Origin of the sequence: Rhodococcus sp. NPDC060084, from assembly GCF_042730335.1 — a bacterium.
Taxonomy (GTDB): Bacteria; Actinomycetota; Actinomycetes; order Mycobacteriales; family Mycobacteriaceae; genus Rhodococcus.
Genome location: NZ_JBHWWX010000006.1, coordinates 96,078 through 119,384, shown reverse-complemented (window position 1 = coordinate 119,384; position 23,307 = coordinate 96,078). Strand labels below are relative to the sequence as shown.

At 67.8% G+C, this 23,307-nt stretch carries 17 protein-coding genes; 10 read left to right on the top strand and 7 right to left on the bottom strand.

What is annotated here, in order from left to right; genetic code table 11:
* Window positions 1-336: 336 nt before the first annotated feature.
* Window positions 337-1,431, top strand: a complete 1,095-nt coding sequence (locus ACFWBU_RS05720) for a hypothetical protein (protein ID WP_378527762.1) — start codon at window positions 337-339, stop codon at window positions 1,429-1,431.
* A gap of 63 nt (window positions 1,432-1,494) precedes the next feature.
* On the opposite strand, the gene ACFWBU_RS05715 is transcribed toward ACFWBU_RS05720, so the two are convergent.
* A complete protein-coding gene (locus ACFWBU_RS05715; protein ID WP_296549665.1) occupies window positions 1,495-2,124 on the bottom strand; it encodes a class F sortase in 630 nt (209 codons plus the stop codon).
* Window positions 2,125-2,153: 29 nt separating this feature from the next.
* On the opposite strand from ACFWBU_RS05715, the gene ACFWBU_RS05710 reads away from it, so the two are divergent.
* Together ACFWBU_RS05710 and ACFWBU_RS05705 are read left to right on the top strand one after the other, a co-directional pair.
* A complete protein-coding gene (locus tag ACFWBU_RS05710; protein WP_378527760.1) occupies window positions 2,154-2,531 on the top strand; it encodes a hypothetical protein in 378 nt (125 codons plus the stop codon).
* 338 nt (window positions 2,532-2,869) lie between these two features.
* Window positions 2,870-6,403, top strand: coding sequence for a trehalose-phosphatase (locus ACFWBU_RS05705; RefSeq protein WP_378527759.1), 3,534 nt, complete (start codon window positions 2,870-2,872; stop codon window positions 6,401-6,403).
* 27 nt (window positions 6,404-6,430) lie between these two features.
* Here the strand turns inward: ACFWBU_RS05705 and ACFWBU_RS05700 are convergent, their stop codons facing one another.
* Window positions 6,431-9,178, bottom strand: coding sequence for a cation-translocating P-type ATPase (locus ACFWBU_RS05700; protein WP_378527758.1), 2,748 nt, complete (start codon window positions 9,176-9,178; stop codon window positions 6,431-6,433).
* Window positions 9,179-9,339: 161 nt separating this feature from the next.
* Window positions 9,340-9,789 (bottom strand): hypothetical protein, encoded by a 450-nt coding sequence (locus tag ACFWBU_RS05695; protein ID WP_378527757.1) that lies wholly within the window; start codon window positions 9,787-9,789, stop codon window positions 9,340-9,342.
* A 155-nt stretch (window positions 9,790-9,944) separates the two neighbouring features.
* Here ACFWBU_RS05695 and ACFWBU_RS05690 point away from each other — a divergent pair, with 155 nt between their 5' ends.
* From ACFWBU_RS05690 to ACFWBU_RS05670, 5 genes are all read left to right on the top strand, one after another.
* Window positions 9,945-11,417: a TIGR02677 family protein gene (locus tag ACFWBU_RS05690; protein ID WP_378527791.1), complete on the top strand. Its 1,473-nt coding sequence runs from the start codon at window positions 9,945-9,947 to the stop codon at window positions 11,415-11,417.
* Entirely contained in the window at window positions 11,414-12,799 is a 1,386-nt protein-coding gene (locus ACFWBU_RS05685; RefSeq protein WP_378527756.1) for a TIGR02678 family protein, read from the top strand. The genes ACFWBU_RS05690 and ACFWBU_RS05685 overlap by 4 nt, the downstream gene beginning before the upstream one ends.
* Window positions 12,792-16,955: a TIGR02680 family protein gene (locus tag ACFWBU_RS05680; RefSeq protein ID WP_378527755.1), complete on the top strand. Its 4,164-nt coding sequence runs from the start codon at window positions 12,792-12,794 to the stop codon at window positions 16,953-16,955. The genes ACFWBU_RS05685 and ACFWBU_RS05680 overlap by 8 nt, the downstream gene beginning before the upstream one ends.
* A 395-nt stretch (window positions 16,956-17,350) precedes the next feature.
* Window positions 17,351-17,848 (top strand): hypothetical protein, encoded by a 498-nt coding sequence (locus tag ACFWBU_RS05675; RefSeq protein WP_240952574.1) that lies wholly within the window; start codon window positions 17,351-17,353, stop codon window positions 17,846-17,848.
* 162 nt (window positions 17,849-18,010) lie between these two features.
* Window positions 18,011-18,355 carry a type II toxin-antitoxin system Phd/YefM family antitoxin gene (locus tag ACFWBU_RS05670; RefSeq protein ID WP_296549655.1) on the top strand — a complete coding sequence of 115 codons (345 nt, stop codon included), beginning with the start codon at window positions 18,011-18,013 and terminating at the stop codon, window positions 18,353-18,355.
* A 12-nt stretch (window positions 18,356-18,367) separates the two neighbouring features.
* Here ACFWBU_RS05670 and ACFWBU_RS05665 read toward each other — a convergent pair whose 3' ends face one another.
* Window positions 18,368-18,583 (bottom strand): hypothetical protein, encoded by a 216-nt coding sequence (locus tag ACFWBU_RS05665; RefSeq protein WP_169622235.1) that lies wholly within the window; start codon window positions 18,581-18,583, stop codon window positions 18,368-18,370.
* A 100-nt stretch (window positions 18,584-18,683) separates the two neighbouring features.
* The gene (locus ACFWBU_RS05660; RefSeq protein WP_169652093.1) at window positions 18,684-19,241 is read right to left on the bottom strand and encodes a dihydrofolate reductase family protein; all 558 of its coding nucleotides are present in this window, start codon (window positions 19,239-19,241) and stop codon (window positions 18,684-18,686) included.
* 141 nt (window positions 19,242-19,382) lie between these two features.
* On the opposite strand from ACFWBU_RS05660, the gene ACFWBU_RS05655 reads away from it, so the two are divergent.
* Window positions 19,383-20,027: a dihydrofolate reductase family protein gene (locus ACFWBU_RS05655; RefSeq protein ID WP_378527754.1), complete on the top strand. Its 645-nt coding sequence runs from the start codon at window positions 19,383-19,385 to the stop codon at window positions 20,025-20,027.
* Window positions 20,028-20,064: 37 nt separating this feature from the next.
* On the opposite strand, the gene ACFWBU_RS05650 is transcribed toward ACFWBU_RS05655, so the two are convergent.
* Entirely contained in the window at window positions 20,065-21,717 is a 1,653-nt protein-coding gene (locus tag ACFWBU_RS05650) for a RecQ family ATP-dependent DNA helicase (RefSeq protein ID WP_378527753.1), read from the bottom strand.
* A gap of 181 nt (window positions 21,718-21,898) precedes the next feature.
* Here ACFWBU_RS05650 and ACFWBU_RS05645 point away from each other — a divergent pair, with 181 nt between their 5' ends.
* Window positions 21,899-22,681: an SDR family NAD(P)-dependent oxidoreductase gene (locus ACFWBU_RS05645; protein ID WP_378527752.1), complete on the top strand. Its 783-nt coding sequence runs from the start codon at window positions 21,899-21,901 to the stop codon at window positions 22,679-22,681.
* 40 nt (window positions 22,682-22,721) lie between these two features.
* Here ACFWBU_RS05645 and ACFWBU_RS05640 read toward each other — a convergent pair whose 3' ends face one another.
* Window positions 22,722-23,306: a DinB family protein gene (locus ACFWBU_RS05640; protein WP_169652097.1), complete on the bottom strand. Its 585-nt coding sequence runs from the start codon at window positions 23,304-23,306 to the stop codon at window positions 22,722-22,724.
* Window position 23,307: the final 1 nt, after the last annotated feature.

Below are 23,307 nucleotides of genomic sequence, written 5' to 3'. Positions count from 1 at the left end.
CGAGACTCGCCGTCCGCGGGGCCTCGTAGGCGCCAGGAAGGGGGGCACAGTTTTTCGCACCCCTCGGCGAGTAACTCACCATAAGAGGGAATTATGACGATCAGACACTAGGCTCCCGCGAGCGCGTTCGGGACGCCCATCACGTCGCCTCTGACGGATCGACTTCGTTACTTATTAGTTTCGTATCTTCCGATGTCGGCGTATTCCCTGTTCAGTCCGTTTCATTTCATTACGTTTCGTAATTCATTTCGTTCTTGTACGGATATGAAATATAGATTATGGTCGTGCATAGCCCGATAAGCGGCGTCGGACGCGCATCCCAGACACGAGGACTCCATGAGCACCCCTTCCCCCGATACCTCCCGCCCGGAAAACGACCACGGCGGGGATCCGTCCGGGCAGCCTGAAGGTGCACCCGCGCGCGTGGGCCGGCCCCGCAAGTACGCGTCGGCCGCCGACCGGGTACGTGCCCACCGCGAGCGCGAACGTGCCAAGAAACAAGCGGCGCTCTCCCCCGCCGCTGCGCAGGCATCCACACCCGACGACGCGATTTCCACCCTGGCTACAACCACGACGGCGTTGCGGACTCTCACCGCGACGACACTCGAGCAGTACGCAGCAATCGCGACCCGTATCACCGAAGCGGTCGACAAGCTGACCGACGCAGAGGCTGTCGAAGCGCAGATGACCAGAGCTGCGACCGAACTGGCCAAGGTCCGCGCCGACGCCGACGCCAAGATCGCGCGACTGCGCGAACAGCTCGCGCAGGCCACCGAGGATCGCGAGAACGCCGATGCGGCGGTCGTCGCTGTCGACGCCGAACTCGCGGACGCGCGGGCCGCCCACGCCGAACAGGTCCGTCGGCTCCAGCAGTCCCATGAGGAAGAACTCACCCAGGTGAGTGACGACCATGCCGACACGCTGCAACATCTTCAGGGCCGGCTCGCCGATGCCGAGTCCGAGCACCACCGGGTCGCCGCCGAATACCGGGAGACCATCGAGGAACTCGAGGCCGACCTCACCGGGTGCCGTCGCGCGCTCGACGACACCGCCGCCGAACGAGATCGCATCCGCACCGAACTCTCCGAGACACGCGACGAACTCGGTCGGGTTCGGGCCGCGCTCGAACGCGAGTCTGCAACCGTCGCCCGCCTCGAGTCCGAGTTCGGCGCCGAACGCGACCGGAACGCCGAGCTTCGGGATCACCTCGAGCAGGCCCGGGTCTCGGCCGCCACCTCCCGCGCCGCGGAGACGGCCTCCCGCGAGCGCAGCGACGAGCTGCGGGCCGAGTTGAACGATCTGCGCACCGAAGTCGTCCGGTGCCGGGCAGAACTCGATGCCGCGCGCACGGAACTCGTGCGAGCACGAATGACGGCGGATTCGGTGAAGCATCCGCGCGACGATTCGGCAGGCGTCGAACCACAGAAGTGACGGCCGGCCGTTGCGGACGGGGCTCCGTATTCCTTTCGGCCGCTGAGCCGTTGCTGCCGCCGGCTACGGGGCAGGTACCTCGGCGACGGGACCGGTCGGCACGGCGAACACGAAGTCGTTGTTCGCGTAGCCGAGCGGCGGTCCGACGAATTCCCCGCCGCACGTGACGAGCAGCAGCGTTTCAGGACCGTCGAGCCGGTTGATTTCGTCGAGCGGGAGGTTTCCCTCCTTGCCCACGCTCAGCAACCGGTCCACGCGATACTCGCGTGCGCGCCCGTCACCGGTCGACACGGTCAATTCGTCACCTTCGCGCACGTCGGCGAATCGCGCGGCGAACCCGTCTCCTTGATCGACGTCGTCGACGTGTCCGGTCACCACGATCGCACCGCTCCCCCCGCCGGGCATCGCAGAGTCCACCCACCAGCCGAGTCGTGAAACATCTTGCGGGGGAAGCAATGTGCCGCTCGCGTCGGTGGCGACCGGGTCGGTCGGCGCGGTGACGCCGTCGAGCGTCAGGGACACCGGTGCTGCCGGGTCGTCGGCGATCGCCGCGACCGGTGGCGGCATGTCCTTCTTGCCCTCCGTCACCGACGCCGGGACGGAGGCGGTATCCGGATCGGAGGTGGTGGCGCAGCCGCCGAGAAATACAAGGGCGGCTGCGCACACAACGGTGATGCTCGGTCGTGCCCGCATGTCAACGACCGTAAATCGATCCGGCAGGGATGGATTGCACCGGCACCCGCGCATCGGGATCGCGATGGACCGGCGGCGTACTCGGACTATCCGGAACCGGGGCATGCGGCGGCACGGTGCTGTGCGGGTGCGTCGGTTGCGGCGTCGTCGATGACGGCGGTTTCGTGGGCGGTGGTGTGGTCGTCGGTGGTTTCGTGGGCGGTGGTGTGGTCGTCGGTGGTTTCGTGGTCGGCGGTGTCGTCGTCGGTGGCTTCGTGGTCGGTGGTTTCGTCGTCGGTGGTGGAGTCGTCGTAGGCGGCGGCGTGGTCGTCGGTGGTGGAGTCGTCGTAGGCGGCGGTGTCGGCGGCGGTGTCGTTTGGGCCGTTGCCGCCGTCGGCGCGGACTCTCCGGTATCGCCCGGGATCTGAGCGCCGGCTCCGCCGGCCACAGCCACGAGCAGTGTCGTTCCGAACAGCGCGGCGAGGAATGGAGATGCTTTTCGCATGGTGGGTGCCTCAATTCGATGACCGAATGGATGGGTACCCCGACGTATGACATGTCGCAGGGACGACCACGGGTGTTAACGATTCCGCGAGTCGAGTCCCAGCCGACGCAACTCCGATACCGCGCCGTGTCCTCTCCGGGTGCCGGACGCTCTATTCCGCAGTATCGATAGGTCTCGTCCTTTTCGAACTCGCGCCCGCATCACCGGGCTACTGTCCGGTGGAAGGTGGGAAGACTGTTCTCGTTCCGTCCGGGAGGCACTGTGCAGAACGACGAGGGTGACACCGCTGACCGGCCGCTCATCGACCTGCGGCATCACAGCGCGGTGGTCGTCGATCTCGGGGTCGTTCCGGGTGTCGCGTCGTTCTCCGGTGCCGGGGCTTCCGAAGCGTCCGGTCCCGGCGAACCCGAGAAACGAGCCGACCCCGTGACTGCACTGCTGCGCCGACTGGACAGTGTCGGTGTGGGGATGGCGGTGTTCTCGCCCAGCGGAAACGCGAAGGACGCATTGGAGACCGCAGGCCTCAACGGGCCACTGTCCGTCGCGGTGAACGAGACGACACCCGAGGGTGCCGCGGCACTCCTGGGCGCCAGGCCGTCGTCCGCCGTGCTCGTCACAGCCCGCGGCGAGCACGGGGTGCACCCCGGGCATCGTGCCGGGTTCGCCCTGGTCATCGAAGTCGACCGGGAGGGAGGCGAGCGGGATCCGATCGTCGCGGGCACACACGTGGTGGTCCGGGATCTCGGCGAGATCGGACTGCGGGCAGATGATCGCCCCCTCTCGGACATCCCCGACGCCGCCGCGTCCGACGCGGAACTGGCGGCGTTCCTGCGGCTCCACGAACCGGTCCTGCTACTCGACCTCGACACCGCCACGGCGGATACCGAGCCGACCGAAAACCTTCGGAGCGCTCTGGCGAGGCTGGCGGAAACATGCATCGTCGTGGTGCTGAGCGAACGAGACCTGACGGGCCTGCAGGACCGGCTCGGGATACCCGGTCTGTGGTACGCGGGCCGACACGGGTTCGAACTCGCCGGACCGGCCGGCGAGAAGTACGAACACCCTGCCGTACTCGCGACGGGGACCGGTGCCGACCGAGCATCCGGTCACCCGGATGGCGGGGAAATCAGTCCCGCGCCTGGGCGGGACAAGGGCACAGCACTGCACTGGGTGCTCGAACACATCGCCCAGGGGAAGTCGGTGCTGCCCGTATACATCGGAGGCGATCGCACCGACGAGGACGCATTCGATGCGCTGCCCCGCGGCGGGATCGGGGTCGTGGTCCGGCACGAGGCCGGCGAGGATCGACGGAGCGCCGCCCGGTTCGCGGTGAACGGCGCGGCCGGGGTGCAGGAGCTGCTGGATCTGGTCGGCGACATGCTCGAGCGCAACCCGCCGGATGCGTCCCGGGCCGGTGCGTGGACGCTGTTCTACGACGACTACGACCCTGATTCCGAGAAACTCCGGGAATCACTCTGCACCGTGGGAAACGGGTTCTTCGCCACGCGCGGGTGTGCGCCCGAAGCAGTCGCCGGTCCGACCCACTATCCGGGCACGTACGTCGCCGGCCTGTTCAACCGGTTGCAGGACGACCGTCCGGGCATGACGCTCGTCAACGAAAGCCTGGTGAACACGCCCAACTGGCTGCCGCTGACGTTCCGGATCGACGGTGGACCGTGGTTCGACGTGGACGCGGTCGAACTGCTCGATTACCGCCAGTACCTCGACCTGCGCCGGGCGGTTCTCACCCGCCGGGTGCAGTATCGCGACGCCGCCGGGCGGACGACCACAGTGGTCCAGCGACGGTTCGTCGCGATGCATCTGGCGCATATCGGCGCGCTCCAGACCACGGTGGTGGCGCACGATTGGTCGGGCCTCGTGGAGTTCAGATCTTCGCTCGACGGTTCGGTCCGCAACGCGCTCGTCGACCGATACCGTGACCTGGCCGATCGACATCTCGTCCCGATGGACGCGCGCGAGGTGTCGCCCGGTTCGGTGATGCTGAGCATGCGGACGAACCAGTCGCATGTCCCGGTGGCGACGGCAGCACGCACCACCGTCCGGTCCAACGGCGAACGGCACGACAGCACCTGTCAGTTGTTCGAGAATGACGGCAGCATCGGCCATATCGTCGCTGTCCGCGTCGACGAGGGTCGAACCGTCACGGTGGACAAATTGGCCACCGTGTTCACCGGTCGCGACCGTGCGGTCTCCGATCCTGCCGACGCGGCCACCCGCCTGTTGTCGGCGTCGGGCACGTTCGACGAGATCCTCGACGGTCACGTGCGGGCGTGGGAACTCCTGTGGGACCGGACCCGGATCACTCTCCATGATCGGCCGGATGAGTCCCGGATTCTGCGACTGCACATGCTCCATCTCCTCCAGACCCTGTCGCGGAACACCGCCGATCTCGATGCGGGTGTCCCGGCCCGCGGCCTGCACGGCGAGGCCTACCGCGGACACATCTTCTGGGACGAGTTGTTCGTCTTCCCGGTGCTCAACCTGAGGAAACCGTCGCTGACCCGGTCCCTGCTGATGTACCGGTACCGCAGGCTGCCGGAGGCACGCCGCGCGGCCCGTGCCGCCGGTTACCAGGGCGCGATGTTCCCGTGGCAATCCGGAAGCGACGGACGGGAAGAGAGCCAGCAGTGGCACCTCAATCCGCGGTCCGGGCGGTGGCTGCCGGACCCCAGTGCGCGGCAGCATCACATCGGCATTGCCGTGGCCTTCAACGTGTGGCAGTACTACCAGGTCACCGGGGATCTCGCGTTCCTCGGTGAGTGCGGCGCCGAGATGCTGGTCGAGATCGCACGGTTCTTCGCGAGTCTCGCCACGTACGACAGCACTCGGTCCCGATACGTGATGCGCGGGGTCGTGGGACCGGACGAGTTCCACTCCGGGTACCCCGAGGCTCCGTACGACGGCATCGACAACAACGCCTACACCAACGTGATGGCGATATGGGTCATTCTTCGTGCGATGGAAGCGCTTGCCACACTTCCTGATCCGGACCGGACCGACCTGATGCACAGTCTGCACCTCGACGCGGACGAACTCGCCCGGTGGACCGATGTCACCCGGCGGATGTTCGTTCCGTTCCACGACGGGGTACTGAGCCAATTCGAGGGATACGCCGATCTGGCCGAACTCGACTGGGACGGTTATCGCGAGCGGTACGGAAACATTCAGCGACTGGACCGGATCCTCGAGGCGGAAGGCGACGATGTCAACCGGTACCGCGCCTCGAAACAAGCCGACGTGGTGATGCTGTTCTACGTACTCTCGGCCGACGAACTGCGAGACCTGCTCGGACGCGCGGGTTACCGGTTCGAACCGGCCGCGATCCCCCGCACCATCGACTACTACCTCGCGCGCACGTCCCACGGATCGACCCTGAGCGCCGTGGTGCACTCGTGGGTCCTCGCGCGCGGCCATCGCGACGAGGCCGTGGAGTACTTCGAGAGAGTTCTCGTCTCGGATGTCACCGATATTCAGGGTGGCACCACCCGGGAGGGCATCCATCTTGCGGCGATGGCGGGAAGCATCGACCTGCTGCAACGGTGCTTCACCGGACTCGAGACACGAGGCGACCACCTCATCTTGAACCCGCAGTGGCCGGAAAGCCTCGGTGCACTGGAGTTCCCGATGCGCTACCGCGGACACAACCTCCAGGTGTCGGTCCACGGCCGGAAGGTGGAGGTCACCGCCGGACCCGGAGACCATCGCCCGATCGAGGTGATGTGCCGCGACCGGACAGCCACATTGCAGCCCGGGTGCACCGTTGCGCTGAGCTGACCTCGCGCGAACCCTGCGCAGAGCCGCTCATCGGGCGTGGCGGCGGGCTCTTCTGCGCAGGAGTTCGTCGCATCCCCACACCACGACCGGAAGCGGCAACAACAGCAGCAGCTGCCACCACTCGGGCACCGCAGTACCGAACACTTCCCGGAGGACCGGCACCGTCACGATCACTGCCGCGAAGCACACCTCGAATACGATGCCCCACAGCAACAGCGGGTTGGTGAACAACCCGATGTCGGCGAGCGAGGCACGCTGCGTGCGGGCCGCCGTGGCGGTGCCTATCTGGCACGCGACTATCGCAAGGAACGTCATGGTGGTCGCCTGCTGCCAGGTGTGGTGCAGCGGACCGGCGCCGACGTCGGCGCCGAGCGACCATCCCCCGGCCACCAGCGTGCCGAGAAACAGTGCCAGCACCAGCACCGTCGAGACACCGCCGAGCACCAACCAGGCACGGACCATCATGGATCGGTCGATGACCGACTGGGCCCGCGTCCTGGGTGCGCGTTCCATGAGTCCCGGCTCCGCGCGTTCACGTCCCAGCGCCAGAGCAGGCACCGTCTCCGTCCCGAGGTCGATCGCCAGAATCTGCATCACCGTCAACGGCAGAGGTATGGCCCCGCCACTCAACGCGTACAGCAGGAACGGCACGACCTCCGGGGTGGTGTGCGCGAAAATGTAGACGATGAACTTGCGGACGTTGTCGTAGACCCTGCGGCCGGCCTCGACGGCAGTGACGATGGTCGCGAAGTTGTCGTCGGTGAGAACCATAGTCGCCGCTTCGCGCGCCACATCGGTACCCGACTTGCCCATCGCGATACCGATGTCGGCGCGGCGCAACGCCGGAGCGTCGTTCACGCCGTCGCCGGTCATGGCCACGATGTATCCGGCACCCTGCAACGCGTCGGTGATCCGCAGCTTGGACTCCGGCGAACTGCGCGCGAAGATCAATTCGCCAGGAGTCGCGAGGACCGCGTCGAGTTCGCGGTCGGACATGCGGTCGACCTCGTCACCCCCGAGCACGGTCAGTCCGCCCCGCCCGATACCGACGCTCTCGCCGACACCTCGGGCGGTCAGCGCGTGATCGCCGGTGACCACGATCAGGCGTATCCCGGCGTCGTGGCATCGCGCGACCGCGTCGGGCACCTCTGCGCGGGGCGGATCGATCATGGCGGCGACACCGAGCAACACCAGGTCGTGTTCGGCGTCGTCGCGTTCGGGCAGCGACCCCGCTTCGGGATCGAGACGGCGTTCGGCAAGCGCGAGGACGCGTCGTCCCTGTCGTGCCCACGAATCGACGACACCCTCGACCTCGAGGCGATCGGCGTCCGTCAGTTCGCGGTCGCCGCCCACGCCGACCGCGATCCGTGTACAGCGGGCGAGCACGACCTCCGGCGCACCTTTGGTGTGCACCCAGGCACCGCCGGGACCGTCATCGACCGTGGACATGCGGCGCAGCACGGAGTCGAACGAGTAGAGCGCCAGGCGACCGGAATGCTCGGCGGGTACGTCGACACCCATCGCCTCGGCCGCACGGAGCAGCGCCAATTCGGTCTGGTCCCCGGTGCCTTGATCGTCACCGGATGTGTCCTTGCGGCGGATCGTCGCATTGCTGCAGCACACCGCAGCCCAGGCGAGGCGAGCCGGCGGCGTGTCGGGTGCCGGGCGCTCCGGCGACCCGTCGAAGTCGAGGACACCGGCAGCAGTCCACATTTCCACCACGCTCATCTCGTTGAGCGTGAGCGTGCCGGTCTTGTCCGTGCAGATCACGCTCGTCGAACCGAGTGTTTCCACCGCGGAGATCCGTTTGACCAGGGCACCCCGCCGGGCGAGGATCCGCACCCCGACCGCCAGGGCGAGCGTGATCGTCGGCAACAGTCCCTCGGGGACGTTCGCGACGAGCAACCCGATCGCGAAATCGGCGGCTTGGGAGAGCGACAAGCCCGCGAAGATGGTGCCCAGCGGAATGAAGGCGATCCCCATCCCGACCGCCACCAGCGCGATGAGCTGCGCCACCCGCTTGACCTGCTTCTCGAGCGGGCTCTCCTCGTGCCCCACTCGCTGCGACAGGGCGGCGATCCGGCCGAGTTCGGTGCGCATGCCCGTCGCGAACACCACCGCGGTGGCCTCGCCCGCCGTGCAGGAGGTTCCACTGAACACCACGTCTCGTGCCCTGATGAGGGGCACATCGGTGCTGCCGGCGTCGACGCGTACCTCGACCGGCGCGGATTCACCGGTCAGTGTCGACGTATCGATGTCCACCGCCCCGGACAACAGCCGAGCATCCGCGGAGATGCGGTCGCCCTCGGAGACGACAACGACATCACCCGGCACCAGCAGGTGCGCTTCGACCTGAGTCTCCTGTCCGTCTCGCAGCACCCGCGCATGCGGCGGCAGGTAGGCCGACAATGCTTCCACGGCTTGTTCGGCGTGACGCTCCTGCACGAAGGCAAATCCTGCGTTGAGGCAGATGACGACGACGATCGCGACGGCCAGCGGCCCCGAACCGGAGACCCAGGCGAGGAGAGCCGCCACCCACAGCAACAGCGCCAGCGGATGGACGAGCTGGCGCAGCAGCTCGCGCCAGGCCGGCTCGCCTTTCTGCCGGACCAGGTCGTTCGCGCCCACCTGGGCCAAACGCCGTTCGGCCTCTCTGGCCGAGAGGCCCTCGGTGCGGGTACGCAGATCCCGCAAGAGGCGGTCGAGCGACTCCTGCGGGTCCGTGACGGAGAAACCTCCGTCCGAGACCGGTGGCGATGTCGGTGGACTCGTCATGAGGGAACCGCCTCTGCGCCGATGCGGTGTCGGTGCTGGGAGTCAGGGCCGCTGAGTGCAGAGTCAACAGGGCGACGGCGTTCCTCGTGGGAGGAACGAGGCACCACTTCGGTATCGATCGCCGTTCACGGTGCGTGCGGGCGGGTGTATCACGCAGCGGGCTACGGCATCGTCGTATCGGTACGGGGCAGTTCGTCGGGGAACCGGAGGCTGCATCCCAGTTCGTCGGCGGACGCGGTGCTCCAGCCGTCCCGGAACCAGGCGACACAGGTGTCGGCGACGAGGCGGACGTCGCGGGAGAACAGATAGCCGTCGGTGCAGTCCTCGAAGTGGCCGTCGAAGTGCCACAGGTCCAGGACCAGCCCGTTCGGGGTGTGGTCTCCGAGCAGCAGGTGCGACAGCTCGATACGTGAGCGGCGGAGCATGAGCACACCGTCGGCGAGCACATGGATCTGCGCGCACACGACCTCGGGGTCGTCCTCGGACGGCACATAGTCGCGCGGGCCGATCTCGAGGACGAATCCGACCGGCCTGCCGGTGAGCGACGCGACGAGCCATTGCGCCATGTCGTCCCACGTCGTGGCACCCGAACCGGCCCCGGGATCCGGCATCTCCCCTCCTACGGTCGCGCGTTGTCGCACGACCAGAATAAGGAAGCGCGCCGACACGGGCGGCGGGTGATGCGGGCTCCGGGCGCCCGTCCGCCTACCCTGTCACGGTGAACGAAACAGGTCGATCCGGCACCCGGACGGTCGAGGACCCGACGGTGCGGCACGGCCGGCTCCGGCTGTTCTCCTTTGCGACCGCCGAGAAACGCACCGAATATCTGTGGGTGCTCCGGGCGTTCGATCATGCCCGCGCCAACTACGTGGTGCTGCTGCACGCAGCCGATGTCGAAGCTGTGCTCGGCCGCATCAGCGGTGACGATCCGGCGGCAGCACTGACCTCGTCGGAGATCGCTCCCCTGCTCGAGCAGTTGCACGCGTGGGGCGTGCTCGAACGCAGCTACGACGGAACCCGCGCAGCCACCCTCGCGGAGTACCGCAACCGGCACTTCGTCTACCAGTTCGGGCAGGAAGGGTTCTATGCCTTCCGTGCCGTCGACGACGTCCTGACCGGTCGCGGGCACGATGTCGCGCTGTCCCGGTTGGCGCTGGCCGATCTCCTCGCCGATCTGACCGAACTCGCCGATGCCAACGACGCCGGGGACGGCGAACTCGTGTACCGGAAACTCAACCGCCTCGATGCGACCCTGTCGGACATGGCGGAGCGGGCCGCGCGGTTCTACCTCGTCCTGGGTGACCTGGTGCGCACCACCGAGATCACACCCGAAGTGTTTCTCACCCACAAAGACGCGCTGCTCTCGCACATGCGGGAGTTCAGTTCCGACCTCGCCCGGTACGCGCCGAAGCTCACCGCCGCCCTCGCGCGGGTCCAGGCCACCGGCGCCGCGCGGCTACCTGCCCTCGCCGCGGCGCACGACGAAAGGGTCCTGCTCTCCTACGAGGAACGCGAAGCCGACTGGCGCCAGCGCTGGCGCGGGCTCGAACACTGGTTCGCGGGCATGGGGTCGGCGCCGAGCGAATCCGAGCGGTTGCGGGAGGGCACGATGAGTGCGATCGCGGCGGTGCTGGCGCTGCTGCGCCGCCTCACCGAGACCCGCCGAGGCGGAGTGAGCCGGGAGTCGCAGTTGCGGCACCTGGCGGGATGGTTCGCTGCCGCGCCCAGCGAGGATGCCGCGCACGCATTGTTCGGGGCGGTGTTCGACCTGGGCCGTCCCCGGCATTTCTCGGTGCCGCATTCCGACGCCGACGTGGTGCCCGCCAACCGGTCGTGGTGGGACGCACCGCCGGTCGAGATCTCCCGCACGCTGGCCGAAACGGGCCGGACACCGTCTGCCGGTGCGCCCGGCCGGGTGCACCGCAACGACGCGGCCGTGCGGCGGTTGCGTGAAGTGCAGTGGGAGAACCAGCGACGCCGTGCCGACGCGGCGCGGTCCCTCGCGTCCGGCGGGGTGCGGGACCGTGAACTCACCGAACCGGAGACCGAGGTGCTGCTCAGCCTCATCGACGCGGCGCTGTCGGCGCGTGTACCGGTGAGCGGACGCGTCTGCGGCGACGGAACGTCCGGTACGCAGCACGGCGTGAAACTCACGTTGCGTCCCAGCACCGAATCGACGGTGGTGCGCACCGCACGCGGACGGTTGTATCTGGACGCTCTCACCGTGGACGTGCAGTGAGAGCACGCACCATCGCGCCGCTCGACCTCGATTCGTACCAGCGCGCGGCCCGCCTGATCCTCACCCACCACCTGGTGACCTCGACGTTCCCCGACCGCACCGCCCTGCCGTTGCTGCGGCGGTGGGCCACCGAATTACGTGACGACCTGCTCGACACACTCGGCTACCGGCTCGAGGTGACCGAAACGACGGCCAGGTTGTTCACCGTGCTGGACCGGCTCGACCCGGGGGCTGGTACCGCCACCCACACCGACCGGCCCTTCGACCGGCGGCGGTATGCCTACCTCGCACTGGCCGTTGCGGCGCTCGGCCGCGCAGGTGGACAGATCAGCCTGTCCGAACTGGCCGGCCACGTAGCCGCCGATGCCTCCCGGATCGACGGAGTGGATCTGGCCACCGACAGGGCGACGGACCGCGACGCCTTCGTCGACGCGGTGGCCTGGCTCGCGGCGCGCGGGGCGATTTCCCTCGCCGACGGTGATGCGGGTGGATGGGCGAGCGATCCCGACAGCGGCGAAGCTCTCTACGACATCGACCGGTCGGTCGTGGCGGCATTGTTCCGTCCGCCGCTGGCCCTGCAGCACCTGAACTCGGTGCGCGGTCTGCTCGCGGACCCGGCCGGCGGCGCCCACGTGTCCGACGGGCGGCGTTCCGCCGAGGCCACGCGACGGGTTCGTCGCGCTCTGATCCAGCGTCCCGTCGTCTACGCGGAGGGACTCGACGACGCCGAAGCAGTGCAGCTCGCGCTGCCGCGCACCACCGCCGACCTGGAAGTGCTCACCGGACTGGTGGCGGAGCGGCGTGCGGAGGGCGTGGCCCTGGTGGACACCTCCGGTCGCCTGTCGGACGTGCGGTTCCCCGGCACCGGCACCGTCGCGCAGGTGGCACTGTTGCTGGCCGGAGAGATCTGCGACCGGGTGCTCGACCCGGATCTGCCTGCACCGGCGCGACTTCCCCTCCCCGCCGACGAACACGACGCTCTCGTCGCGGCGGTGGACGCAGCGATTCCACGCCCGGGGGTGTTCACCGCGTTGGCGGTGACCGGCCCACCCGACCGCGCGCACGGAGACGATCTCGCCGGAGCGCGCGTCCGGCCCGAGCACCCGATGGTCGACGATGCGTGGCTGGCGAGCACCATCCGCGGGCTCGTCGACACCTACGGCCGCACCTTCGCGGCGCAGTGGCAGGCGGATCCGGCGGGCCTCACGGACGCGGCGGTGGCTCTGCTCGCGAAGCTGGACCTCGTCGCCCGGGTGCCCGGTGGCGTGCTCGCGCTGCCCGCGTCGGCGCGGTTCCGGGGCGCGACCGTCAGTGTGCGTAAACGAGATCCGCAGATCGACCTGTTCCCGGACGAGACAAGCGAGACGGAGAGTCATGAGTAGTGCCCGTTTCCGGCCCACCCGCGCCGGAATCATCAATCTGTGGGACTACCGGGATCAAGAGTTCTCGTTCGCGGACGGGCGCCTGGTGCTCCGTGGCCCCAACGGGTCGGGTAAGACCAAGGCCCTCGAGGTGCTGTTCCCGTTCGTGTTCGACGGGCGCATCGAACCGCGCCGGCTCAACCCGTTCGCGGGCGAAGAGCGCACCATGCGCTCGAACCTGCTGTACCAGGGGCAGGACAGCGCGTATTCCTACGTGTGGATGGAGTTCTGCCGCGGCCGGGCCGAGGACCCGGAGGCCGTCACGGTCGGGATCGGCATGCGCGCCACGCGGGGAAACGACAAGGTCACGCGCTGGTATTTCGTCGTCGACGGACGCGTGGGTGTCGACTTCTCGTTGCTCGACACCGAAGACCGGCCGCTGACCCGGAAGCAGCTGATCGAGGAAGTCGGCGCCGACGCGGTCACCGACCGGCCGGTGGAGTACCGGGCGGCCATCGATGCGCGCATGTTCGGGCTGGGGGCGCAGCGATACGACCAATTGATCAACCTGATCCTCACGTTGCGACGCCCGCAGCTGGCGAAGAACCTCGATCCCAAGGGGTTGTCCCAGGCGCTGACCGACGGTCTCCGCCCACTCGACGACCAACTGCTGGTCGAGGCTGCCCGGTCGTTCTCCGACATGGAGGAGGTGGCGCGGACGCTCGAATCGCTGGCCGCCGCCGACGACGCGGCGCAGAGTTTCGTCGCCGTGTACTCGAACTACCTCCGGCAGCAGGCACGCTCGGAGGTCGACCAGGTGGGGATGCGTCTCGCGACGGTCCGGGCCGCAGTCGAGGCGTTGCGCTCTGCCGTCGCCGACAGAGAAGGGGCCGCCGCTGCTCGCGCACAGGCCGAGGAAACCCTCGCCGTGGCCGAGCGCGACCTCGAACAGGCCCGCGCCAATCTCGACGCCCTGCAACGCTCCGGCGCATACGAGGGCAAACAACAACTCGACGACCTCGCGCAGGCGGTCGCGAACCTCGAACGCACCACCGCGGTGCAGGCCGAGCAGGCAGAGCGGGCTCAGAGCGCGGTCGCGCAGCGTGCCGACGAACTCGAGCGGGCCGAGTCCGCCCTCGCCGCAGCACTGTCGACGCGGACCCGCTGCGAGGATGCACTTCACGAGGCCGCCGAAGACGCGGGCATCGACTGGCACGGTGCCGAACATCTCGATCGAACAGATCGGCTCGTCGCCGCGCTCGACGCACACGCGGAAGAACGCGACGCCGACGTGCGGGCGGTGCGGGCGGCCACCGGAAGCGTGGACGCCGCTGCGGCAGCGCGCACGCGTGCGGAGGCCGCGGCGACGCGCAGTCGCGCGCAACGCGAGTCGGCCGCCGCTGCGGTGGACGCGGCGGAAACAGTGGTCGCACTGACGCGAGCGGAGACGGCGGCCGACCTGCGAACATGGTGGACAGAACATGCAGAACGCTATGCGGTAGAGGGTATTTCGCCGGATCTGCTCGACGCATTGGACTCCGCGATCGCGGCCGCCGGGCAGGACGACGCCGCGACACCCGCCTCCGTGCTCGGCATCCACACGGCCCCCGCGCTCGAGGAACTCCGGTTCCGGCGACGCACGCTCACGTCGGAGATCGACGCGCTCGGGGTGCGGATCGCGGAGTTCGACGCCGAGCGGACCGAAGTGGACGCCGAACACGACGACGCTCCCCCGCCGTTCCCGGCGCGGACGGGAAGCCGGGAGTCGCTGCCGGGCGCTCCGTTGTGGCGTCTGGTGCGATTCCGCGACGACGTCACCGCAGCGGACGCAGCCGGAATCGAGGCGGCCCTGCAGGCCGCGAACGTGCTCGACGGGTGGATCTGGGCGGGTACCGGCGAGTTGCCTGCCACCGAGTCGGAACAGTTCCTCGTCGCGGTGCCGGCGCCGCATCGGCCGTCCGGGCCGACGCTGGCCGATGTGCTGGTGCCCGAACCCGATACGGAGGTTCCCGAGCGCGATGTCGCCGCCGTGCTCGAGTCGATCGCGCTGACGTCCACACCGGCCGGCGGGGTCGCAGTGTCGGTGGATGTCAAGGGCGGTTTCCGGCAGGGCACTCAGGTGGGCCGGCACGTCAAGACACACGCCGAGTTCATCGGGGCGACGGCCCGCGCACGCCGGCGACAACGACGGGTCACGGAACTCGAACGTGCGGTCGCCGAAGCACGTTCGACGGCGGAGTCGTTGCGCGAGCAGCATCGCCTCCTCGGGGACCGGCTGACCGGGCTCGACGAGGCCGCCGCCGCGGTGCCCCGCACCGGGTCGGTGCTTGCCGCTTTGCGGAAGGTCACCGAGTGCGCGGGGGCACTGCGGACGTCCACCGAGGCGGCTGCGGCCGCCGACCGCGATCTCGATCAGGCACTGGCGGAATTCGCTACCCGGCAGCAGCACCTGCGCTCGACCGCCGCACGACATCGCGCGCCCCACCTCCCGCAGGAACTCGACAGCCTGGACGCTGCGGTGCGGCACTTCCGCTCGCAGGGACAGGCCCTGCTGCGGGCGTTGCGAGAGCACGCCGCCACCGGCGAGCGGGTACGAGAAGCGCGGGTGCGGCTCGACGAGGCACGCCGCGTCGCCGACGAAGCCGCCGAACAATCGGCCATCTCCGAAGAGTCGTTCACCGCCCAGCGACAGAAACTCGAAACACTGCGCGACGCGCTCGGTGCCGGCGCCGACCGGATCGACGTGCAACTCGAACAGGCTCGGGCCCGGATCGAGTCTGCGAAGACCTCCCAGCGTGCCGCGCGCAAAGCGTATGAAGCGGCCATCGAGCGGATCGGCAAGTCGGAGGCCGCGCATACCGCCGCCGAGGACACCCTGCGTTCGGCGCTGGCGGAATCCCGCGCCGACGCCGAGCGGCTGGCGCCTTTCGCGCGGCCGGACCTGCTGGCGCTCCTCGGGATCGAGCACCCGCACGCGTGGCCCGCGAGCACCGCGGCGTGGCTGGACACCGACCAACTGCTGTACCGGATTCAGCATGCGGAACCCGACGCTGACGTTCCGGTCTTCCCGTCCGAGGTGCAGGCGCTCTTCCGCTCGCTGGCAGCAGCAACGGGCACGGTCACCGCCAGTGAATCGGCTCGCAAGTCCACGCGCACCGCGCTCACCGCTGCCGTGCAGGAGTTCGATACGGAACTCGCGCGTAGTCAGGACTACCGGTTGCAGTGGGATGCACCCGACGGGCTGACCGTGGTGCAGGTGCAGGACGAACAGGGGTACTCGTCGGTCGGGCAGTTCGCGGTGCGCATCGCGCACGCGCGTCGCGAGCAGGAGTTGCTGCTGACCGACTCCGAGCGCCGCATCCTCGAAGATGCCCTGCTGGCGGCTCTGTCCCAGCAGATCCACGAACGCACCGTCGACGCACGAGATCTGATCGCACGCATGGGCGCCGAGATGCGGCAGCGGCACATGTCCTCGGGTAACACGATCGGCGTGCACTGGGTGCTCGCGGACGATCTGGACGACCCGGCGCGCGCGGTCTGCAAACTGCTCGACCGCGACGCTGCGGCGCTGTCGGCGGACGACCTCGCCGGCATCCGGGCGCACTTCGCATCCCGGATCCGTGCGGAACGAGCCGCGCATCCGGAGCGCTCCTACCCGGAAATCCTGGCCACGACCCTCGATTACCGCCGTTGGCGGGTGTTCTCGTTCAGTCTCATCGGCGCGGACGGGAGCGACGACAAACTCACACCTGCGCGGCATTCGGCGTTGTCGGGCGGTGAGCAGTCGGTGTCGCTGCATCTGCCGTTGTTCGCGGCGGCGCACGTGATGCTCGATTCCGCGGATCCGCATGCGCCGCGGTTGCTGGCGTTGGACGAAGCGTTCGCGGGCGTCGACGACACAGGGCGAAGCGAGTTGCTCAGTCTGTGTGTGCAGTTCGACCTGGACTTGTTCATGACCGGATTCGACCTGTGGATCACGTACGCCGGTGTTCCCGGTTGCGCGCACTACGACCTGTCGCATTCGGTCGCCGAGCACACCGTTGCCGCGACGCTGCTGGTGTGGTCGGGCGGGGAACTGCTGGCTGAGCACGACGGCTCGGACCTCGCAATTGCGTTGGGATCCCCCGGTACCCGGAAGGTGGCGCAGCCGGTGGAGGGGTCACTCGAATTCGTCTAGCCACGTGCAGGCGGCGGGCCCGGTTCCACAGTCACCGCACGGAGATCGGATCGCCCCTGGTACAGCAGGCCCAGCGAACCGATCTCCGTGCGGCGAGTGCGAATTCGGCGACCGAAGTAGGTACGCAATTAGTTTCGCGAACATCGCAAATGTGCCGGCGTGGATTCCACGATTCACTACCGAAGCCGGCTCATTATCCGAAACCCCGTCCGGGCCAAAGAAAACCCCGGCAATTTTCGCCGATTGTGTAATGAACATCGAATTTCCCACGATGATCGGGGCATGACACACCCGCACGGATCGGTCTCCGCAATACCCACCGGCCTCGTCGGGGCATCACCGAACACCCGCTCTCCTATTCCGGATCGAATCTCACCGAACCGAAAGGAAACACCATGCGCGTCTCCACACGGCTTTCGATTCTGACCGGTACGGCGCTCGCCGCCGCCGGTGTGGCGGTAGCGGGAGCGCCCGCCGCCGCAGCCGACCCAATCGGCCCCACGCTGACCTCTGCTCCGATCTCCGTTTACCAAATTCCCGCTGTCGGCGTGCAGATCACCGGACTCGGACTTCCGGATCTGCTCTTCTCCTCTGTGAACGCCTCGTCTCCCGGAAAGGGCCGGACGACCTTCACCCTGCCCGTGAGCGACGCCCCGTGCTGGACCAGCGCTGCGCTCACGCTCGTCCGCATCAACTATGTGAATCTGGCGAACGGCACCAGCGGCTCCACGAGCTTGCGGCCCTGCACGCCATACGGTTCACTGCCCGATGCGCCCACGGTCGACACCGGATCGGGACCCGTCGCCATCACCGTCGCCATCGTCGGGGCCGAGGGCTACCCCAATGCCGGACAACCGTCGCTCCCCGGTATCGGAGGTTTCGTCGCTCCCTGACTCTCCCCGGCGGCATGAGCACGTCCGATCCGCGCATTCGTCCCGGGTCTATACAGTGGCCCTGCAACGGTGTGATGCGCCGCGTCGTGTCCCCGGACTGTTTCCGGTCCGGGGCACGAGGGTGCCGGGGGTCGGTCGAGCAGGGGAATGGAGTCGGCGGGAGTGCGAGCAACCACGGTCAAGTTCGCTCGCGAGCGGTTGGGTGCGCTGGTGCGCGAAGTCAACGACGACACCGTCGCGGTCGAGATTACCGGGAAACACCATGAGGCAGTGCTGATCTCGAAGAAGCGATATCTCGCGCTGCAGGAGGCCACGTTTCTCCTCCGCTCACCCGAACTCATGGACAGTCTCCGCAAGGAGATGGCGCGTTCGCTTCTCGAAGAACACTCGACCACCGCGCCGGACGGCGCCACCGACAAGGCCGAGAAACCGAAAACACCCGCCCGGCGTCCGCCACGCGCGCGCTCCCGCAAGCAGCGGAAGAAGAAGCGGAAGAAAGCCGACTAGCGCCGACACGTCCTACGGGTTGTTCAGCCGGGCGCGATAACCGAAGAACACCACCGAGACCAGTCCTGCAGCGATCATCGAGCCGCCCACAGTCGTGGGAATGTCCGGACGAAAAGCGACGACCACGCCACCTATCGCGAGCACCGCTCCGAATGTTGCCAGCCAGATCGCGATCGCGGCGGCACGCCCTCGTGCTGCCCGGGCCGTGTCGTCATGATCGTTCGCCATCGTTCACCGCAATCAGGGTTGTTCGCCGGACGACCCGAGCAACTCGAACGGGTCACGGCACAGGATCGCAGGTTGTGTCGAGCAATGCACCCCTCGAGGGTTACCGGCGCGGTTCGTATCGCATTGCCACGGTGCCCGCACCGAATTCGTGCCGGTCCAGGAAGCGCAATTCGAGGGGCTTCGACAACCCCGCGAACAACGTCGGTCCGTGGCCGGCGACCCTGGGCTGCACCACGAACTCGTACTCGTCGATCAGCCCCAGTTCGGCCAACGCCAGCGGGAGTCGCACGCCTCCGACGAACAGACCGTTGGGCGCTTCCTGCTTGAGTTTCCGCACCGCCTCGGCCAGGTCCCCCTGTACGAGTTCCGCGTTCCAGTCGACACTCGGGAGCGTGCTCGACACGACGTACTTCTTCGCTGCGTCGATCGTCCGGGCGAACGGGTCCGTCCATTCGGGATTCTCTGCCGACGACGGCGACAATCGCCACGCCGACTCCATGAGTTCGTACGTCACGCGGCCGAAGAGCAGCGCGTCGGCCCGCTCGAGGTTCGCGGTGTGGTGGCGGTGCAACCCCTGCAACTCTTCCTCCGCAGGCACCGCGCGATGATCGCAGCATCCGTCCAGAGTGATGTTGATGGAGTACCGGAGTAGTCCCATCGGCCGAGAATACGTGAGGAGCAAGTTCCGTTCCGGCGCTTCGGCTGCACCGATACAAGAAGATGCCGAGTGTGCGATGAGTATGCCTACCCGCCGCGGTCTACTTCTTCGACCGAGGAACTACGACGGGGAGGTGGGGGCATGGGCCTCATCGAGATCGAACTGTTCACCACGCTCGACCTCGTCGGGCAAGCGCCCGGCGGCCCCGAGGAGGACCCGGAAGGATTCCCGTTCGGCGGCTGGCAGGCACCCCTGCTCGACGCGGTGACCGGAGCGCAGATCGGTGCCGCGTACGAGGGCACGGACGCACTCCTTCTCGGTCGTCGAACCTATGACGTGTTCGCCGCATACTGGCCCCACCAGAAAGGCGGTGAGGACAGCGAGATCGCCACCTTGTTCAATTCGGTTCCGAAGTATGTGGCTTCCCGCGGCAACCCCGACCTGTCGTGGGCGGGGTCCACGAAGCTTGGGCCCGATCTGGTCGCCGCGGTGCGCGAGGTCCGCGACCGGCACGAGCACATCAAGGTCGTCGGAAGCCTGAATCTGGTGCAGACCCTCCTGCGCGAAAAACTCTACGACCGCCTCGACCTCTGGGTGCACCCGATCGTGCTGGGGGTCGGGAAGAAGCTGTTCGACGGCGGCGGGGTGCCCACGAACCTCACCCTCCTCGCGCCACCGGTCGCCGATCCGAAGGGCACCGTCTATCTGCGCTACGAACTCGCCGACGGCACACCGGAAACCGGCGACATGAGCGCACCCGATCGCGGGGTGGAGCGCGGAGCCTGACACCCGTACGCGCCCCGGCCCGTGAGTTTCGGGGTGCTCACGGTTCGGCGACCGTCAGCACTCCGGATTCGTCCACCACATCCAGCGACAACGTGCGGTATCCCTCGGTGTCGAACAGAACGGTGACGCGGTCGTGTTGGGCACTCAGCACCACGCCCCGGCCCCAGTGCTCATGGACGACGGGCGTCTCCGGCGAGAGCGGTTCGCCGGCGATGGTCGATCCGGCGTCCGGTGCAAGGTCCGGCACGACCCCGGCCACGCAGTTGTCACACGTACCGCAGGGGTCGGGGATTGTCTCGCCGAAGTAGCCCAGCAGGAATTGCCGACGGCAACCACGTGTCTCCGCGTAGCCACGCATCATCTCGACACGTGACCGGTCGAAGCGTTCGCCGGCTTCCGCGGCGTCCCTCGCACGCTCGAGTGCCCGGCGCGCAGTGAGATCGGCAGCGATGAACCCACGGCGACCTCCGACGATCACACCGGCCCGCTCCAGGAGGTTCGCCGCGTTCGCGAGCCGCCGCCCTCGGTCACCGAGTTCCTCGCGTATCCGTCCGAGCCGCACAGGGCCCGATGCGCGAACCACGGCGAACACCCGCGAGATCAAGTCGTCGTCCGGCGAGTGCGTGGTGAAGAAGGTGGCGAGGGAAAGATCCTCCGTCCGGTAGAACATCGAGACGGTCGCTCGCTCCCCGTCCCGGCCCGCACGTCCGATCTGCTGGTAGTAGGAGTCGATCGAGTCGGGCACGGACGCGTGGACGACGAACCGAACGTCAGGCTTGTCGATCCCCATGCCGAACGCAGAGGTCGCCACCACCACCTCGCAGGTGCCGTCGAGGAATCGTTCGTGCACGTCGTGGCGCTGCTGCGCGGGCATGCCGGCGTGATAGGCACAGGCGCGGATGCCGCGTTCGGCGAGACTCTCCGCGTAGCGCTCGGTGTCCTTGCGCGTAGCCGCGTACACGATGCCTGGCCCCTCGAGGGACACCACCTCGTCGATGACCGCGCGACGTTTCTCCGCGTCCTCGATGTGGCGGTGCACCGCGATATCGAGGTTCGGTCTGTCGAATCCGCCGGCCACCACGACCGGGTCGCGCAAGCGCAGCGCACCGACGATGTCGTCGCGGACCGGGGGCGAGGCCGTGGCGGTGAGGGCCGCCACGGGCGGTCGTCCGAGACGCTCGAGCGCATCGGCGAGCCGCAGATAGTCCGGCCGGAAGTCGCTGCCCCACACGGAGACACAGTGCGCTTCGTCGACCACCATCAGTGCGACGCGCACGTCGCCGAGGCGCTCGATCACCTCGTCCTTCGCGAGTTGCTCGGGCGAGACGAAGACGTAACCCGCTTCGTGCCGGCTCACCGCCTGCCAGTTGGCCTCGTTCTCCGCCGCACGTTGCTTGGAATTGATCGCCATTGCCTTCGGGGCACTCGTGGAGTCCAGGAAGGCGATCTGATCGTTCTGCAACGCGATCAGCGGAGACACGATCACGGTCACTCCCGGAAGCAGCAACGACGGGATCTGGTAGATCGCGGACTTGCCGTAACCCGTGGCCAGCACCGCGAGAACATCACGACCGTCGAGGAGCGGCACCATCGCGTCGAGTTGTTCGGGGTGCAGTGTCTGCCATCCGAACACGCGCCGGGCGGCGTCCTCCAACCTGTCGCGGGGATCGCTCGTCGAAGAGGAGTTCACGGACACGAAGGCTCCTGTCTGCGGGGTAGGGGCTGTCCACGGGATGGGGCAAACCCGGCCTACCCCGAGCACCCCGGCGCAAACGGCCGTCTTCGGAGAATCGCAGTCGTTCGAGGACGCGGTTCAGGGGTACCCGACCGCATCACACGTGCACAGCACGTCACGACTCGAGGAGGAAGTCATGGCTGGAACTCGTCCGTTGGCGCTGGTGACCGGCGCTTCGCGAGGTATCGGATTCGAGCTGGCGAATCTGTTTGCCGAGAACGGTTACGACCTGATGGTCGCCGCCTCGTCGGAAGCGATCCACGACGCCGCCGGCGAATTGCGGGGGCGGGGCGTCTCGGTGAACCCGGTCCAGGTCGATCTGCGCACCGAGGACGGTGTGCGCGCGCTCTACGAAGCGGTCGTCGCCGATGGGCGGCCGCTGTCGGCCGCAGCACTCAACGCGGGGGCCGGGGTTGGGGGCGCCTTCGTGGATGCGGATGTCGAGGATCTGCTGTCGGTGGTCGACCTGGACGTGCGCTCGACGGTGCATCTCGCGCGTCTGGTGCTCGCCGACATGGTGCGAGCCGGGTCGGGTCGTGTTCTGATCACCTCGTCGCTGGTGTCGAAGATGCCCGGTCCGTACCAGGCGGTGTACAACGCGTCGAAAGCATTCGTGCAGTCCTTCGCGGAGGGAGTGCGCAACGAACTGCGCGACAGCGGTGTGACCGTCACGGCGATGTTGCCCGGAGCCACCGACACCCAATTCTTCGCGCGCGCGGGTCTGCTCGACACCGTGATGGGCAAGGCTCCCAAGGATGACCCCTCCGTCGTCGCGAAAGACGGGTACGAGGCGCTGATGAGAGGCGACCGAATCGTGGTCGCGGGATCGCTGCTGACAAAGTCGCTCGCAGCACTCACTACCGTGACACCGAAGCCGGTGACCACCGCCCTGAACCGCGTCATCGCGAAACCCCGCTGACACGGCATCTCGGGCGACGGTATTCCGGGTGCCCGCCAACTCAGCGGAACGCGTCGGCCGCGGCCTGAACCTGTGCGACGTGTGCGCGCCATCGGGCGCCGTTCGTGTAAGGGAGGCTGTCGACACGTTCCGACAATCCCGCGGATCCGTCGATGGTCTCCCTGACGATGTCGGCATGTCCGGCATGCCGCGCAGTCTCGATGATCATGCGCATCAGAGCCTGGTGCAAGGTGATACGTGCATCCCTCCACCATGGGACGCGCCCGGTCGAATCCAGGTCGCATTCGTCGAAAGTCTGCGCGGCGTGTTCCCAGGAGCGACGGTAGAGGTCGTCGACGATGAACTGCTTCGACTCGGCGGGCGTCGCCCACATGTCGGCGTTCTCCGGAGCGTCGGGATGTAACCACGGAAAGTCCACGGGAGGCCGTCGTGCGAATGCCTCACCGAAATAGCCGAATTCGCAACTCGCCAAATGCTTTACCAGTCCAAGCAGGTTCGTGCCCGTCGGCGTCAGCGGACGGCGGAGGTCGTACTCCGACAGGCCTTCCAGTTTCCACAGAACCGATTCACGGAGGCTCTGGAGTTGGTAGATCAGGTCGGACTTGTAGGTCGTCGCCTCGGTCACA